Annotated in this window: 18 protein-coding genes; 10 read left to right on the top strand and 8 right to left on the bottom strand. The window is 61.6% G+C overall.

Going from position 1 to position 16,108, the window contains the following annotated elements; translation table 11 throughout:
- Positions 1-3 precede the first annotated feature (3 nt).
- Entirely contained in the window at positions 4-651 is a 648-nt protein-coding gene (locus ACR3E4_RS14580) for a glutathione S-transferase family protein (protein ID WP_480533076.1), read from the top strand.
- 2 nt (positions 652-653) lie between these two features.
- On the opposite strand, the gene ACR3E4_RS14575 is transcribed toward ACR3E4_RS14580, so the two are convergent.
- Positions 654-1,049 carry a hypothetical protein gene (locus ACR3E4_RS14575; protein ID WP_480533078.1) on the bottom strand — a complete coding sequence of 132 codons (396 nt, stop codon included), beginning with the start codon at positions 1,047-1,049 and terminating at the stop codon, positions 654-656.
- A 124-nt stretch (positions 1,050-1,173) separates the two neighbouring features.
- On the opposite strand from ACR3E4_RS14575, the gene ACR3E4_RS14570 reads away from it, so the two are divergent.
- The 5 genes from ACR3E4_RS14570 to ACR3E4_RS14550 all read left to right on the top strand — a co-directional run bounded on the left by ACR3E4_RS14570 (position 1,174) and on the right by ACR3E4_RS14550 (position 5,397).
- Positions 1,174-1,842, top strand: coding sequence for a lysoplasmalogenase family protein (locus tag ACR3E4_RS14570; protein ID WP_480533080.1), 669 nt, complete (start codon positions 1,174-1,176; stop codon positions 1,840-1,842).
- A gap of 29 nt (positions 1,843-1,871) precedes the next feature.
- On the top strand, positions 1,872-3,008 hold the full coding sequence (gene ftsY / locus ACR3E4_RS14565; protein WP_480533082.1) for a signal recognition particle-docking protein FtsY: 1,137 nt from the start codon (positions 1,872-1,874) through the stop codon (positions 3,006-3,008).
- An 88-nt stretch (positions 3,009-3,096) separates the two neighbouring features.
- Entirely contained in the window at positions 3,097-3,999 is a 903-nt protein-coding gene (locus tag ACR3E4_RS14560) for an EamA family transporter (protein WP_480533084.1), read from the top strand.
- Positions 4,000-4,015: 16 nt separating this feature from the next.
- Positions 4,016-4,621: an inner membrane-spanning protein YciB gene (locus ACR3E4_RS14555; protein ID WP_480533086.1), complete on the top strand. Its 606-nt coding sequence runs from the start codon at positions 4,016-4,018 to the stop codon at positions 4,619-4,621.
- 107 nt (positions 4,622-4,728) lie between these two features.
- Positions 4,729-5,397: a Crp/Fnr family transcriptional regulator gene (locus ACR3E4_RS14550; protein ID WP_480533088.1), complete on the top strand. Its 669-nt coding sequence runs from the start codon at positions 4,729-4,731 to the stop codon at positions 5,395-5,397.
- A gap of 230 nt (positions 5,398-5,627) precedes the next feature.
- Here ACR3E4_RS14550 and ACR3E4_RS14545 read toward each other — a convergent pair whose 3' ends face one another.
- The 6 genes from ACR3E4_RS14545 to rpiA all read right to left on the bottom strand — a co-directional run bounded on the left by ACR3E4_RS14545 (position 5,628) and on the right by rpiA (position 11,810).
- Positions 5,628-7,094: a DegQ family serine endoprotease gene (locus ACR3E4_RS14545; RefSeq protein WP_480533144.1), complete on the bottom strand. Its 1,467-nt coding sequence runs from the start codon at positions 7,092-7,094 to the stop codon at positions 5,628-5,630.
- 154 nt (positions 7,095-7,248) lie between these two features.
- Positions 7,249-7,443, bottom strand: a complete 195-nt coding sequence (locus ACR3E4_RS14540) for a DUF2065 domain-containing protein (RefSeq protein WP_480533090.1) — start codon at positions 7,441-7,443, stop codon at positions 7,249-7,251.
- The gene (gene hflC / locus ACR3E4_RS14535; RefSeq protein WP_480533092.1) at positions 7,443-8,321 is read right to left on the bottom strand and encodes a protease modulator HflC; all 879 of its coding nucleotides are present in this window, start codon (positions 8,319-8,321) and stop codon (positions 7,443-7,445) included. Before hflC ends, ACR3E4_RS14540 begins: the two co-directional genes overlap by 1 nt.
- Positions 8,321-9,463: an FtsH protease activity modulator HflK gene (gene hflK / locus ACR3E4_RS14530; RefSeq protein ID WP_480533094.1), complete on the bottom strand. Its 1,143-nt coding sequence runs from the start codon at positions 9,461-9,463 to the stop codon at positions 8,321-8,323. Before hflK ends, hflC begins: the two co-directional genes overlap by 1 nt.
- Before the next feature lie 72 nt (positions 9,464-9,535).
- Positions 9,536-10,894 carry a glutathione-disulfide reductase gene (gene gor / locus ACR3E4_RS14525; protein WP_480533096.1) on the bottom strand — a complete coding sequence of 453 codons (1,359 nt, stop codon included), beginning with the start codon at positions 10,892-10,894 and terminating at the stop codon, positions 9,536-9,538.
- 130 nt (positions 10,895-11,024) lie between these two features.
- Positions 11,025-11,810 carry a ribose-5-phosphate isomerase RpiA gene (rpiA, locus tag ACR3E4_RS14520; RefSeq protein ID WP_480533098.1) on the bottom strand — a complete coding sequence of 262 codons (786 nt, stop codon included), beginning with the start codon at positions 11,808-11,810 and terminating at the stop codon, positions 11,025-11,027.
- 164 nt (positions 11,811-11,974) lie between these two features.
- Between rpiA and ACR3E4_RS14515 the strand changes: the two genes are divergently transcribed.
- From ACR3E4_RS14515 to ACR3E4_RS14500, 4 genes are read left to right on the top strand one after another with little or no spacing between them, the layout of a single operon-like run.
- Positions 11,975-12,676 (top strand): glutathione S-transferase family protein, encoded by a 702-nt coding sequence (locus ACR3E4_RS14515; protein WP_480533100.1) that lies wholly within the window; start codon positions 11,975-11,977, stop codon positions 12,674-12,676.
- A gap of 1 nt (position 12,677) precedes the next feature.
- Positions 12,678-14,051, top strand: coding sequence for an L-serine ammonia-lyase (locus tag ACR3E4_RS14510; RefSeq protein WP_480533102.1), 1,374 nt, complete (start codon positions 12,678-12,680; stop codon positions 14,049-14,051).
- A 21-nt stretch (positions 14,052-14,072) separates the two neighbouring features.
- Positions 14,073-14,489 (top strand): GFA family protein, encoded by a 417-nt coding sequence (locus ACR3E4_RS14505; RefSeq protein WP_480533104.1) that lies wholly within the window; start codon positions 14,073-14,075, stop codon positions 14,487-14,489.
- 37 nt (positions 14,490-14,526) lie between these two features.
- Complete coding sequence (locus ACR3E4_RS14500; RefSeq protein ID WP_480533106.1) at positions 14,527-15,441, top strand: DMT family transporter; 915 nt, start codon at positions 14,527-14,529, stop codon at positions 15,439-15,441.
- On the opposite strand, the gene ACR3E4_RS14495 is transcribed toward ACR3E4_RS14500, so the two are convergent.
- Positions 15,386-16,039 carry a thiamine diphosphokinase gene (locus tag ACR3E4_RS14495; protein ID WP_480533108.1) on the bottom strand — a complete coding sequence of 218 codons (654 nt, stop codon included), beginning with the start codon at positions 16,037-16,039 and terminating at the stop codon, positions 15,386-15,388. The genes ACR3E4_RS14500 and ACR3E4_RS14495 overlap by 56 nt on opposite strands.
- Positions 16,040-16,108: the final 69 nt, after the last annotated feature.

Below are 16,108 nucleotides of genomic sequence, written 5' to 3'. Positions count from 1 at the left end.
CCGATGCTGACGATCTGGGGCCGCAAAACATCTTCGAACGTGCAGGCGCTGATGTGGTGCGTTGGCGAGTTGGAACTGGAATACCAACGCCATGATGTCGGCCACAGATTCGGCGGGCTGGACAGCCCCGAATTCGGCAAGCTCAATCCGAACCGGACCATCCCGGTGCTTCAGGATGGCGACACCTCTCCCCTGTGGGAGACGGGGGCCATTTTGCGCTATCTTGCATCCCGATATGGCGATGACGGGTTCTGGCCTTCGGATCCCGTGCAACGTGCCGAGATCGACAAATGGGCCGAATGGGCAAAGATCAACGTCGCGATGGGCTTCACCGTGCCGATCTTCTGGCAGGTCGCACGTACCACTCCGGCATTGCGCGACGATGCCCGGATTGCACAGGCGGTTTCGTCACTGGACTCCCGGCTGGCCATCGCGGATGCGCAGCTGTCCCGAACCGAGTATCTGGCAGGCCCGACCCTGACGCTGGCCGATATTCAACTGGGTCACATACTGTTCCGGTATTACGATATCGATATCAGGCGCGCGGCACTCCCTGCCTTACGCCGCTATTACGAGGCATTGAGCCGCAGGCCCGCGTTTCAGCGTCACGTCATGATCAGCTATGACGAGCTAAAGCCCGCAGGCCCCTGATCTCAGACCCCGATCTCCGGCCCATAGCAAAGCATCTCTTCGCCAATGTCTTCAGCCTCATAAAGCTCGGTCGCCGTCGGATCACCCTCGAACTGAGCAATCAACCCACCCCCGGATTCGGTAAAGACCCAGCATTGCGGGTCCGGTCGGTCTTCGTACAGGAAACAGATCTGACCGTCGCGCTCGTACCAGACTCCTTCCTTGCAATCGCCATCCAGAAACGACCAGATGACGCGGCGGTTGGACAGATACCGTTCGACCCCATAGGCCTGACCGTCAAACCCGTAAAACAAGGTTTTTCCACGGGTATAGGCGTCAAACTCCGCCCCCGACAAAGGCGATTGCGCCGCAGCAATCTGCGCCCCCAGCGCCAGCAGAATCATCGACAATCTGATCATGCCCACATTCTGTCAGATGCCGCCCGCCTGCGCCATTCACCCTTTCGCGCGGCCTCCGCCACGTCACATCTTGATGCATCCCCGAAACCATGGCGACATGCGCGTAAACCCACGGGGACAATTGATGCCGACACTCCTGTTCTGGACCGCAGCCGCCTGCGCGCTGGCCTACCTGCCCCTCACCGCCCGTGCCGCCGGGGGGCTGCGCACCCTGCTGAAAACCGCTTCTGTCGCGCTGCTGGCCCTCGTCGCAGGGCTCACGGTCGCGCCCTGGCTGCTGATCCTTGCACTCGCACTTTGCGCTATCGGCGATGCCCTGCTGTCACGCGAAACCGAGACCACTTTCATGGCCGGGATCGCCGCCTTTGCTGCAGGGCACCTGACCTATATCGCACTGTTCCTGACCCATCCGGCCAGCGACCCGGACCTGATCCTGACCCAACCGGCGATCTTCTGGTCCCTGCTTGTACTGGGCATCATCATGGCCACCCTGCTCACCCCCCGCGCTGGCGCGCTTAAAGGTCCTGTCCTTGCCTATATCCCGATCATCCTCGGCATGGGCATTGCGGTTCTGACCCTGCCCGAGGCAAGCGCATTACGCTGGGCCCTGCCCGCTGCGCTGGCCTTCATCGCCTCGGACCTGATCCTAGCGACCGAGAAATTCCTGCTGCCCGCCGATCACCCAGCCCTCAGGCTGACACCCTATATGGTCTGGCCGCTTTACTGGGGGGCGCAGGCCGGGTTCCTGATCGCCTTCATTGGACCCTTTGCAACTGCCGCAATTCCGCATTAGGTGGGGGGAACACCTGCGGAGACCAAGACATGGCGTTTTTCTCAAAGCTCAAGGACAAGCTGTTCAAATCCTCCTCGCGCCTCGAACAGGGGCTGGACGCGATTGTCGAGGATGGCGGCGAGGAAACAACGCCCGACCCGGTGATCCCCGAGCCGCAGCCCGAACCGCAACCGGTGCCCGAAGTTCCATCCCCGGCGCCAGAGCCTCAACCGGTCGAACCGCCCGCACCGATCCCTGCCGATCCCACACCCGCACCGCCGCCGCCCGAGGTTCCCGAATACAAGGGCCTGCTGGGCCGCCTGTTCAGCCGCAGCGACACCCAAACCGTCGTCCGCCGCACGCTGGATGACGACATGCTGGAACAGCTCGAAGAGCTTCTGATCGCCTCCGACATGGGCGTCGACACCGCCCTGCGCGTGACCTCCAACATGGCCGAGGGGCGCTTTGGCCGCAAACTCTCGACCCAGGAAATCAAACAACTGCTGGCGCAAGAGGTGGCCCGCGTGATGGAGCCTGTGGCCAAACCGATGCCGATCTACCCCAAGCGCCCACAGGTGGTGCTGGTCGTGGGCGTCAACGGCTCGGGCAAGACCACCACCATCGGCAAGCTGGCCAGCCAGTTCAAAGCGGCGGGCAAGAAAGTTGTCATCGCCGCCGGAGACACCTTCCGCGCCGCTGCCGTCGAACAACTGCAGGTCTGGGGCGACCGCGCGGGCGTGCCCGTCCTGACGGCCCCCGAAGGTTCTGACCCCGCCTCGCTGGCCTTCGACGCCCTGACCAAGGCGCAAAACGAAGGCGCCGATCTGCTGATGATCGACACCGCAGGCCGCCTGCAAAACCGCGCCGACCTGATGGAGGAGCTGGCCAAGATCGTCCGCGTCATCCGCAAGGTCGACGATACCGCCCCGCACAACACGCTGCTGGTGCTGGATGCCACCACCGGCCAGAACGCGCTCAGCCAGGTGGAAACCTTCCGCAAACTGGCCGATGTCTCGGGCCTCGTGATGACCAAGCTGGACGGCACCGCCAAGGGCGGCGTCCTCGTGGCGCTCGCCGACAAGTTCGGCCTTCCGATCCATGCCATCGGCGTCGGCGAACAGATCGACGACCTCGCCCCCTTCGATCCGGAAGAGTTCGCCGCCGCCCTCACCGGTCTGCAAACCTGATCCGCCTCTTCATCTGGCCATAAATATCCTCGGGGGGTGTGGGGGGCAGACAGCCCCCCACCCTCTCCACCCAAGCGGAAGCCCTGATTTGAGCGACTGGCTGATCTCATTAGAAGGCACCGAAGCAGGCCACCAGCTGGCCCTTGGTCTGGCGCTGATGGCCGCCTTCCTGCATGCCGTTTTCGGTGCGCTGCAAAAAGGCCGCCACGATCCATGGATGTCACGTGGCGCGATCGATGCCAGCTACTGCCTTATGGCAGCGCCTTTTGCCTTCTTCGTCGTGCCATGGCCCGAACCCTATATGTGGCCAATCTTCGCAACCGTCTGGGTGATCCATATCGGCTACAAGGTCCTGCAAGCCGCCGCTTATACCAAAGGGTCCTACACAGTCGTCTACCCGGTGGTGCGCGGGACCGGCCCCCTTTTTACCGTCATCGGGGCCTATCTTCTGTTCGGAGAAACCTTCTCCTCAATCCAATGGCTCGGCGTTGCCACTCTGCTGGCAGGCATCTTCGGCCTCGCCGCCTATAATCTGCGCTATCTCGAAACCAATCGCGAGACGCTGGGCATCGCTCTCGCTCTGGCGTTTGCCACCGGCCTCTTCGTGGCGCTGTACACCACCTATGACGCCTACGGCATCCGCGCCACGGCCGACCCGTTCACCTTCCTCGCGTGGTTCTTCATGATCGACGGGGCCGCGATGCCGATTTATGCCGCGCTCAGATACCGGACCATGATCCACCGCCCGGCCCTCGGCCCGCTGATGCTGCGTGGCCTTGCCGGTGGGATCATTGCCCCGCTGTCCTTCGGCGCCATCATGCTCGCCACCCGCCTCGACAAGGTCGGAGAGGCCGCGGTCTTGCGCGAAACTTCCACCGTCTTTGCCGCTCTCATCGGTTGGCTGGTGCTGAAAGAAACCGTCGGCCCCAGACGCATAGCGCTGATGGCATTGATTGCACTCGGCGCCGTAATAGTTGAAATGGGCGGGTAAGCAGCAGGTCGGAATCATGGCAGAGAAAAAAGACATCAACCCATTCCTGAAACAGGTGCTGGAACTTGGCCCGCCGCTGGCCTTCTTCCTCATCTACCTGCGCCTGCGTGATGACAATTTCGTGATCGGCGGCATTGAATATTCGGGCTTCATCGTCGCCACGATCCTGTTTGTGCCGCTGATGCTGGCCGCGATGGGCATCCTCTGGTACCTCACGGGCAAGCTCAGCCGGATGCAGATTTTCACCGCCTTCATGGTGATTTTCTTCGGCGGCCTCACCGCATGGTTCAATGACGAGCGGTTCTTCAAGATGAAAACCACGCTGGTCTACGGCTTCTTTTCCCTGATCCTCGGCATCGGTCTGCTGCAACGAAAGTCCTATCTGGCCTATGTTCTGGACGAGATGTTGCCCATGCAGCACGAAGGCTGGATGATCCTGACCCGCCGCCTCTGCGCCTGTTTCGCGGTGCTTGCGGTGGCTAATGAGCTGGTCTGGCGCACCCTGTCGACCGACCTCTGGGTCAAGATCGAAACCTTTGGATTTCCCATCGCGCTGATGGGCTTTCTGATGCTGCAATTCAGCATGTTGCAACGCTATATGGACGATCCGGATCAGCAATAGCGGACCACCAAACATCAGGAAAACCCAATAAAACAGCTTGGCTTAAGCGCGAAGCTGTGGAAGGTTGGACAAACTCGCACCACTCACCACCGGAGACTTCCGCCCGAATGATGGCATTTCCCAACAGTGGATTCCTGTCCGAAGCTTCAGAAGAGCTGCGCAAGATGCTGGCCTCGCTGGCTTCCGAGGTGACACTCGACAGCGGCGATGTACTGTTTGAACAAGGCGATCCGGGTGAAGCGCTTTTTGCAATCCTCTCGGGCACGCTTGAAGTGTCCTTCCTGGCCATGAGCGGGCGCAAGCTGTCGCTCAGGCTGATGCGCCCGGGCGAGGTGTTTGGCGAGATTGCGCTGTTCGACAGCGGTCCCCGGACCGCCACGGTGACAGCGGCAGACCCTGCCAAGGTTCTGCGGGTCCGGCACAAGGATGTAATGGATCAGATCCGGAAGAACCCCGATCTGGCGGTTGACCTGATCCGCCTTGCCGGTGTGCGCATGCGCTGGATGGGCGATCAGCTGAACGAACAGGTCTTTTTGCCGATGCCGATCCGGCTGGCGCGCAAGCTGCTGCATCTGGCCGGTCAGCAGGATCAGCCGACCGCGCGCATCACTCTGTCGCAAAGCGAACTGGCCGAATTCGTCGGCGCCACGCGCGAGGCGGTGTCGAAGACCATCTCGACGTGGAAGCGCGACAACGTGGTCGAAGCTTCGCGCGGGGGGCTGCAGATTCACGATCTCGACGCCCTGCGACAACTGGCCGAATCCGATTTAATCTAAATTTTCGGCACAGATGTGATCCGCTTCACATACGAGCCTAATAGATTGCCCTAAGGTCAATCCTGTTACCGTAGGAGGTCGGTTTTATCATCCCCGATATCTGTCCACCGATCTCTCCCTGTACCAGAGCCATATGCCATCCCCGGCATATGGCTTTCTTCTTAACAAACTATGAAAAAAGGCCGGGATCGTGACCCCGGCCTGTTTATCCGATCTGTTCGCTTGAGCCGTTATTCCAGGCTCAGCGCCACAAATCTGGGTTCTCCGCCACGGCGGACCAGCAACAGCAGCGATTTGCGCCCTGCCTCGCGCGCCTCATCCATCCGCGCTTCAAGATCCGCAATCGAGGTTACCGCTTGTTGCCCGGCTTCAGTGATCAGATCACCGGCGCGCAGCCCCTTCTCAAAGGCTTCCGAGGATTCGTCGACATTGGTCACCAGCAGACCTTTGGCATCAGCATCCAAACCCAATTCCTCGCGCTGGCTATCGCTCAGCGGCGCGATGGTCAGGCCCAGAACATCCTTGTCCTCTTCTGTCGGTGCCTCAGACTCGGGCTCTCCGCCTTCGTCGGCACGCTCGGCGTCCTCGCGGCGGCCCAGCGTCACCAGAACTGTCTGTGTGCCGCCATCGCGGTGAACCACCACGCGCACGGATTTGCCCACCGTGGTTTCACCCACCTGACGGACCAAAGCGCGCGTATCTTCGACCTCGACACCATCAAAGCTGATGATCACGTCGCCGGCCAGCAGGCCCGCCTCTTTCGCCGGACCTTCCGGCACATCGCTGATCAGCGCGCCGCCAGGTTTGTCCAGCCCCATCGCCTCGGCCATGTCCTCGGTCACGTCCTGAATGCGCACGCCCAGCCAGCCGCGGCGGGTCTCGCCAAATTCGCGCAGCTGATCGACCACCTTGATCACCACGTTCGATGCCATCGAGAACCCGATCCCGATCGAGCCGCCATTGGGCGACAGAATCGCGGTGTTCACACCGACCACCTGACCATCCATATTGAACAGCGGCCCGCCCGAGTTGCCCCGGTTGATCGCCGCATCTGTCTGGATGTAGTCGTCATAAGACCCGCTCAGCGCCCGGTTCCGGGCCGAGACGATCCCGGCGGATACCGAAAAGCCCTGTCCCAGCGGGTTGCCCATCGCGATAACCCAATCGCCAACGCGCATGGTGTCGCTGTCGCCGAACTGGACATATTTCAGCGGCCCCTCGGCCTCGACTTTCAGCAGCGCGATGTCGGTCTTTTCATCCGTACCGATCACCTTGGCGGGCAGTTCCTCGGAGGGTTGACCGTCGCCGGGAAAGAATTCGATTAGAATTTCATCCGCTTCCGCGATGACATGGTTGTTGGTGACGATAAAACCGTCTTCCGAGATCACAAACCCCGATCCCAGCGCATTGCTGCGGCGCGGGCGGTTTTCGCCGTTGCCGCCATTGCGATCCTGAAACTCGCGGAAGAAATCCTCGAACGGGGAACCCTCGGGTACAATCCCCTGCGGGCCGGTCTGCCCTTCGATCAGGGTCGAGGTGGTGATGTTCACCACCGCCGGGCTGATCTTTTCGGCCAGCGGCGCAAGACTGTCGCGCGCCTGCGCGGCCAGGGTCTGCGCCAGAACCAACACCATCCCCAGAAAGGCCAGCCACATCAGCCGCACCATAACACCAACATCGTCCTGCCGGACGGACATACTGCGCGCTTTCGCCTGCACTTGGGGTTCTCCTTGTCGAACATATTTCAGCGGGAACTAGCCTGCGCCCCGCCCTCGACAACCAATGTAGTCAGTTTGACCAAGCCCGCAACTCGGGAACGGGGGGAAATCACCGGCAAGTGAGAACCTTGACTTAAAACCCGACCTGATAGGCGCCCCATAGCAGGATAAAACCGCTGACGACGCAGAGCAGCCCCAGCAGCCGCCGTGCCTGTTCCGGCAACGCCCTCAGCGCCTCGAGCATCCGTTCAATAAGCGAAGGGGCCAGCGCATAGGCCAGCCCCTCGACAATCAGCACCAGCCCGAAGGCCAGAAGGATCATGCCCATTATCGGGTCGCCTGCCCGGTGGGCGATTTTAGATAGTTGAAGAACTCGGAATCCGGGCTCAGCACCATCGAGCTGTTGCCGCCCTGCAGCGCGCGCTCATAGGCGGACAGCGAGCGGTAGAACTCGAAGAATTCCGGGTCCTTGCCAAAGGCTTCGGCGAAGATCGCGTTGCGTTCGGCGTCGGCCTCACCACGAATGATCTCGGCCTCGCGGTTGGCGTCCGACACCAGCTCGACCACGGTCCGGTCAGCCTGCGCGCGCACACGCTGCGCAGCTTCGTTACCTCGGGCACGCTCGTCAGTTGCCTCACGTTCCCGCTCGGCCTTCATTCTGTCGAATGTGGCCTCAAGGTTCGCTTGCGGCAGATCGGTCGCCTTCAAGCGCACGTCGATCACGCTGACGCCCAGCGCGCGGGCCTCGGCGATGGCGCTGTTGCGAATGCGCAGCATCAGCGCCGCACGATCCGAACTCAGGATATCGCGCGAGGATACCGAACCCAGGACCTCACGCGTTTCTGCGCGCAGGATGCGGTCCAGACGATCCTCGGCCACCGGGATGCCACCGACACCAACGGCCTGACGGAACTGCTCCAGATCGGAAATCCGATAGCGGGCGAAGGCGTCAACCACCAGTCGGCGATCGTCCAGAGGCGTCACTTCCAGCGGTTGTACGTCAATCGATAGGATCCGGTCGTCATAGCGGACAACTTCCTGAATCAGCGGGATCTTGAACGCAAGTCCGGGCTCTTCTTTCACCGCAACGACGCGGCCAAACTGCAGAACCAGCGCGCGTTCACGCTCGTCCACGATGAAAATCGAGGACAAAACACCGACAATCGCAATCACGATGACCGGCAGAATGAATGTTGCTTTACGCATCAGTTGTTCCCCTCGGTCTGACTACGGCGCAGTTCGTTCAGCGGCAGATATGGCACGACGCCTTGCCCTGATCCGGTCGAGTTTTCATCCAGAATGATCTTGTCCACGTCACCCAGAACCTGCTCCATCCGTTCCAGATACAGGCGCTTGCGGGTCACGTCCGGTGCTTTGGAATATTCCTCGAGAACGGCACTGAAACGGCTGGCCTCACCCTGGGCGCTGTTGATCTGCTGGGCGCGATAGGCCTCGGCCTCTTCCAGCACCTGCGCGGCTTCACCGCGCGCTTCCGCCAGAACCCGGTTGGCATAGGCATCCGCCACGTTCTGCAGCCGGTCACGCTCCTGCGCGGCGGCCTGAACGTCGCGGAAGGCGGCGATCACGTCCTGCGGCGGGTCAGCCTTGTCAAAGTTCACACGGACGATGTTCACGCCCGAATCGTAGCTGTCCATCGTCTGTTGAATCAACTCCTGCAGACGTTCGGCGATGATACCACGATCCCGGTTCAGGATCGGGGCCAGTTCGCTTTGCGCGATGATCTCGCGCATCGCCGATTCTGACACGGCGCGGATCGTCTGACGTGGGTCGCGCAGGTTGAACAGGTACTTGGCCGGGTCATTGATGTTCCAGACGACCTGATAGTCGATATCGACCACATTTTCGTCACCGGTCAGCATCAGACCATCGTCGCTGCCACGCGCGCCGCCCATGTCTTCGTTCTGTTCGCGGGTGACCGGGATAACTTCGGCGGTCACAAACGGCCACGGGGCAAAGTTCAGACCAGGATTACCGACAGCCGAGAACTCACCCAGAAACAGCTCAACTGACTGTTCTTCGGGCTTGACGGTGTAGAAGCTGGCCAGCCCCCACAGCACCGCCGCAGCCACGATCCCTATGGCAACCGTGCCTTTGGTGAACGCCGGACCACCGCCGCCACCCTGACCGCTGCCGCCACGGCCACCGCCGCCGCGACCGCCCATCAGGACGCGCAGCTGCTCCTGGCCTTTTTTCATCAGCTCGTCGATCTCGGGGATCTGCGGGCCATCGCCTTCGGGGGGCTTGCGCCCGTCCCCGTTGTTACCCCGATTTCCTCCGCCACCGGATGAGCCTCCGCCCCCCCAGGGGCCGCCGCTGTTGCCCGCCATATGTGTGTTTTCCCTTGTATTGGACCGTGTGATCACGGCTTCCCTTGTAACGTGTGTGCGCGCGGTTGCAAATCAAGCCGTGCGTACAGGTTGCCGCATTGTCACCAGTTCTTCGGCCATCACCGGGTGAACCGCAACCGTGCGGTCGAAATCTTCCTTCGTCGCGCCCATTTTTACGGCAATCCCGGCCAGCTGGATCATCTCACCCGCGCCGGGCGCAACAATGTGGCACCCGAGCACCTTGCGCGTCGCCTGCGACACGATCAGCTTCATCAGCACCCGCTGCGTGCCACCCGCAAACGCCTTCTGCATCGGCTTGAACGAGGTCGCATAGACCTCGATCGGTTCCTGCGCGGCGGCCTCTTCCTCGCTCAGACCTACGGTGCCCATCTCGGGCTGGGTGAAGATCGCGGTCGGGATCAGCTCGTGATCCACCGGCGTCGGGTTGCCTTTGAACACGGTCTCGACAAAGGCCATGCCTTCGCGGATCGCCACCGGGGTCAGGTTGACCCGGTCGGTCACGTCGCCGATGGCGTAGATCGAGGGTACGCCGGTCTGGCTGTACTCATCCACGACGATCTCACCCTTGCGACCGCGTTCGACACCCAAGGCTTCCAACCCCAGATCATCCGCATTCGGCGCGCGGCCTGTCGCATACATCACCACGTCAAACGACTGCTCGGACCCGTTGGTGGCCTTGACGCGAATCTTGTCGCCGTCTTTGGTCATCTCAAGCACATTGGTGCCCAGATGCACATCAATACCGTTCTGGCACATCTCTTCGCTGATCAGCCCGCGCGCTTCATCATCAAAGCCCCGCAGGATCTGCGCACCGCGATAGAACTGAGTCGTCTTGACCCCCAGCCCGTTCATGATCCCGGCAAATTCACAGGCAATATAGCCGCCGCCGACGATCAGGATGCTTTCGGGCAGCTTTTCCAGATGGAAAATCTCGTTCGACGTAATCGCCAGTTCCGAACCCGGAAGCTCGGGCACGACCGGGCGTCCACCGGTGGCGATCAGGATGTGCTTGGCCGTCTTGCGGGTGCCATCGGCCAGCTCGACCGTATGCGGATCAACCACGCGGGCGCGCTGATCAAAGCTCTCGACCCCATTGTTTTTCAGGATATTTCGATAGATGCCTTCCAGCCGGTCCAACTCGGCAACCAGCTTGCCGTGGAACGTGTCCCAGTTGAACGCGCCGGGCTGAATATCCCAGCCGTATTCCTGCGCATCGCCAACCATCCCGGAAAACTCGCTGGCAAACACCATCAGCTTCTTGGGCACGCAGCCCCGGATCACGCAGGTCCCGCCATAGCGGTCCTCTTCCGCCAGCGCCACCTTGGCCCCGTTTTCACCCGCCGCCACACGCGCCGCGCGAACCCCGCCCGAGCCGCCTCCGATGACGAACAGATCATAGTCAAAGCTCATAGGTGCGTTCCTTCTTTATTCCGCATGGCCAAAAGGCCTTGGTTATCTGGGCGCGAATTCCCGGCTGCCAACCCCCGGGCCAACAGATATTTGGGTTTTCTTTCAACGCCCATGGATCATCTACCCGGACTTAATCCGCCAGATCCGAAAACAGATTGTCCCCGTCGTCGCCCAGCATATCGGTCTGAATCGTACCCTCGTTGAGGTTGCGCAGCTCCACCCGGCCATTGCCATAGCCAACCACGACCTTGTCACAGATATCGATGAACAACCCGTTTTCGACCACACCGGGGATCTGGTTCAGCACCAAGGCCAACTGCCGGGCATTGCCGATGCGTTTAAGGTGAAGGTCCAGAATGTGGTTGCCTTCGTCGGTAACCTTCGGCGCCTCTGTGCTCATGCGCAAGGTGACCATGGTGCCCAGCACATCCAGTGAATCCAGCGCCTCCTCGATCAGGGTGCGGGTGGTCTGCCAGCCGAACGGGATCACCTCGACCGGCAGCGGGAACGCGCCCAGCGTTTCCACCTCTTTGCCCGCATCGGCGATCACCACCATCTGGTCGCTGGCCGTGGCCACGATTTTCTCCTGCAGCAAGGCTGCCCCGCCGCCCTTGATCAGATTGAACTCGCCATCGAACTCATCGGCGCCATCAATGGTCAGGTCCAGCCACCCGGCCTGATCCAGCGAAATGACCTCAATTCCCGCCTCGCGCGCCAGTTGCGCCGTCGCGGTCGAGGTCGGCACCCCTCGGAACTTCAACCCATCCTGACGCACGCGCTCCCCCAAACGGCGCACCAGCCACGCTGCGGTCGAGCCGGTCCCCAGCCCCACGCGCATGCCGTCTTCCACCAAATCCGCTGCGCGATAGGCCGCAACAAATTTGGCTTTGTCGATCGGCGACAAATCATTGCTCATTCTTCACCCCCAGGCATTCTGCTCGCCTTATACGGAATGCCCCCCTCAACTGCGAGAGGCAAATCGTCCGCAACCCTGCAGACATATGTCCGAAATACGCCTTTCCGATAGGAAACGTCGCAATCGGCGCTGTATAAGGGTGACGTGCGACGTAGATAGAGGACATGAAGACGCCGTACCGCCTGCATTATGCCCCCGACAACGCCTCGCTGGTGATCCGGCTGGTGTTGGAAGAGATGGGCCTGCCCTATGAAACCGTTCTGGTTGATCGCCGCCAGAACGCGCAGGACAGTGCGGCCTATCGGGCGCTGAACCCCAACGGGCTGATCCCGGTGCTCGAAACGCCCCATGGGCCGGTATTCGAGACCGCGGCCATTCTGCTGTGGCTGGCGGATACGCACGGGCAACTCGCCCCGACCGCAGACAGCCCGGAGCGTGCCGCGTTTCTGAAATGGCTGTTTTTTGCATCGAACACCCTGCACGCCGATCTGCGCATCCTGTTCTATGCGGAAAAATACATTGCCCCCGATCAGGCCGATACTCTGCGTACCGGAATTCGTCCAAGGCTGCGCACTCATCTGCAAAACCTGGATGCGGTGGCAGCGCAAGCCCCGGACTGGCTGCGCGCCGACCAGCCTTCGGTTCTGACATACTATCTAGCCTGCATGATGCGCTGGATGGCGCTCTATCCCGCGCAGGCTGATCGCAGCTGGTACCAACTGGCCGACACCCCCTATCTGCACCGCATCCTGGTCAAGCTTGAAACCCGCCCCGCCACCCGAACCGCCATCGCGGCCGAAGGTCTTGGGGCGACCCCGTTCACCTCACCCATACACGCCACACCTCCAGAAGGCTCAGCTACCTGACATGTTTCTCTCTGTCTTCGATATGTTCAAAGTGGGCATCGGCCCGTCCTCGTCACACACAATGGGGCCAATGGTTGCCGCCGCGCGCTTTCTGGACATGATGCGCGCCTCGCCCTTCGAATTCGCCGGCCTGCGCGGGTCCTTGCACGGATCACTGGCCTTTACCGGCGTTGGCCACGCCACCGACCGGGCCACCATTCTGGGTCTGGCCGGGTTCGTGCCGGACACCTATGACAACACCAAGGCCGAGGCCGCGTTGGCCGCGATTGCGGATACGCATTCGGTCACACCCGACGGGCTGCCCACCCTGCAGTTCGATCCCAAGGCCGATCTGATCTTTGACTACGACCACAACCTGCCCGGCCATGCCAATGGCATGATACTGATGGCCACCGATGCGCAGGGCGACGTGATCCTGCGGCAGGTGTTCTATTCCATCGGCGGCGGCTTTGTTCTGACCGAAGAGGAACTGGCCGAAGGCAAAGCCACCGACGAAGGCGCGCCTGTGCCCTTCCCGTTCAAATCAGCCGCCGAGATGCTTGAGATGGCGAAATCCAGCGGCAAATCCATTGCCGAGATGAAACGCGCCAACGAAATCGCGCGCGGCTGTGCCGAAAGCTTCGCCAAGGGTTCGGCCCGTCTGTGGCAGGTGATGAACGATTGTATCGAGCGCGGCCTGACCACCGATGGCATCCTGCCCGGTGGCCTGAATGTGCGCCGCCGCGCCAAGGGCATCCACGACGCGCTTCTGGCCGAGCGCGGCATGAACCTGAACCCACCGCACACGATCAACGACTGGATGAGCGTTTACGCCATGGCCGTGAACGAGGAAAACGCCGCCGGTGGGCAGGTCGTCACCGCCCCCACCAATGGTGCTGCTGGCGTGCTGCCTTCGGTCCTGCGCTATTATCTCGACCATGTTCCGGGCGCATCCGAAAGCCATATTGAAGACTTTCTCTTAACTGCCGCAGCCATTGGCGGCCTGGTCAAGTTCAACGCCTCAATCTCGGGCGCTGAGGCAGGTTGTCAGGCCGAGGTCGGCAGCGCCTCAGCCATGGCGGCAGCAGGCATGTGCGCCGTTATGGGCGGCACGCCCGAGCAGGTCGAGAACGCAGCCGAGATTGCGCTGGAACATCATCTGGGCATGACCTGCGATCCAGTCGCGGGTCTTGTTCAAGTGCCCTGTATCGAGCGCAACGGGTTGGGCGCGATCAAGGCCGTCTCGGCGGCGTCGTTGGCGCTGCGCGGCGACGGGAAGCACTTCATGCCTCTGGACGCGGCCATTGAAACCATGCGCCAGACTGGCGAGGACATGCACGAGAAATACAAGGAAACATCTCTGGGCGGTTTGGCCGTGAACGTGCCGAACTGCTGAGGTCATAACGGAGGGGACATCATGCGTGGACATTGTTTGTGCGGCAGGATTGCGTATCAGGTCGATCCCCCCATCCTGTCCTGCGTGTCCTGCCATTGCGACAGCTGCCGCCGCCAATGCGCTGCGCCGATGACCACTTATTTCGCCATCCGCGATGGCAATTGGCGCTGGACCGGTGAAGAACCGAAACGCTTCAATTCCTCTCCGGGGGTCGAGCGCAGCTTCTGCCCCCATTGCGGCACGCCGATCTCGTTCCGCTCGGCCAAGATGTCGGATGTGCTGCACCTCTACGTGGCCACTCTGGAAAACCCCGAGGCGCTGACGCCCACCCTGCATGTGGCCCATGAGGAAAAGCTTGGCTGGCTGCACCTGAACGACGACCTGCCCACCTGCATCGGCCCGGACTATACCAAGGTGCAGCCGCTGCCCGACGCCTGACCTTTTCACCGCGCCACGAAACCGCTAGCGTCGCGCCATGACCCAGGATCGTCCCGTTTTCGGCATCGTCTTGATGCTCGGCTTTTGCGTGCTCGCCCCGCTGGGCGATGCCATGGCCAAAGTGCTGGGCGAGACGACACCCATCGGTCTGCTGGTGCTGGTACGCTTTGCGGTCCAGGTCCTTATTCTGACCCCACTGATTGCCGCAACGGGCCGCTCGTGGCGGATGCGCGGGCGGGTGCTGCGGCTGACGGCGATCCGCACGATCCTGCACATCATCGGCATCTCGGCCATGTTCGGCGCGCTGCGCTTCCTTCCGCTGGCGGATGCGGTGGCCATCGCCTTTGTGATGCCCTTCATCATGCTGTTGCTGGGCAAATTCGTTCTGGCCGAGCAGGTCGGCCCCCGGCGTCTGATGGCCTGCGTCATCGGCTTTATCGGCACGCTGCTGGTAATCCAGCCCAGCTTTGCCGAGGTGGGCGCCCCTGCCCTGCTGCCGCTGATCGTCGCGGTGGTATTCGCGCTGTTCATGCTGGTGACCCGCCAGATCGCGAAAGAGACCGATCCGGTCTCGCTGCAGGCGGTGTCGGGGGCAATGGCCACGGTGGCACTGTTGCCGGTGCTGCTGCTGGGAACCGGCGCTGGTATCGATCAGCTCTCATTCGTCATGCCGAACCGGGAAACGCTGTGGCTGCTTTTTGCGATCGGCGCTTTGGGCACCGTCGCGCATCTGCTGATGACATGGTCGCTGCGCTATGCGCCGTCGGCGACGCTGGCCCCGATGCAGTATCTGGAAATCCCGGTGGCCACGGTGATCGGCTGGCTGATCTTCCGCGACCTGCCCAATGGCATGGCCGCCATCGGCATCCTGATCACCATCGCCGCGGGTCTCTATGTCATTCTGCACGAGCGGGCCAACGCCCGGTCCGGCCCGACAGAAACGCCTGCATGACCTGATCCAGCGCCCCGATCGGCACCATCATCAACAGCCCCGGCCCGTCGACCTCAAGCGTGAATTCACCCAGCGCCCGGTTCGAGGTCCCGACGCGCCCGTCCGGTTCCAGCACCAGATCGTCAATCGGCCATTCCAGCCCCCGGCTCTGCCCCGTTATGCGACGAAATGGAAACAATGAAACGATCGCGCCCGCCGCAAGATCCAGCGTGATACGCGGCGGCGCGTGAAACACGACCTCGCGTGCGCCCAGCAGCAGACAGGTCTTGTCAGGCCTGCGCACAAGGCTGTTGAACACTGCCAACTGGTGATCCACCCGGGCGCCCAGAAACCCCGCAGCCAGGATCAGAGGGGTCTGAACACTGCGCAGCGCCTTGTCGAAATCCGTGCTGTCCTGTTCACGAATTGGAAACAACCGATCCTCAGGAATCCGCGACCTGCAAGCAGGCGAAAGCGAGTCGAAATCCCCGATCACGGCGTCCGGAATGCGCCCCGAATCAATCAGCGCCGCAGCGCCACTATCCGCCGCAACCGCAGAATCGACGCGATTCAGCACCAGATTCACGTCTTCAGGCCCGATTTCCCCGCCGCCAAACAACCCGATTGGCCCCTCGGACCGAACAATTGACTCATTTTTCGCAAGATTGACCATATTTCCCGGTTTTGG

This window comes from Ruegeria sp. AP11 (genome assembly GCF_056535865.1).
This window is presented reverse-complemented; position numbering and strand designations above follow the sequence as displayed.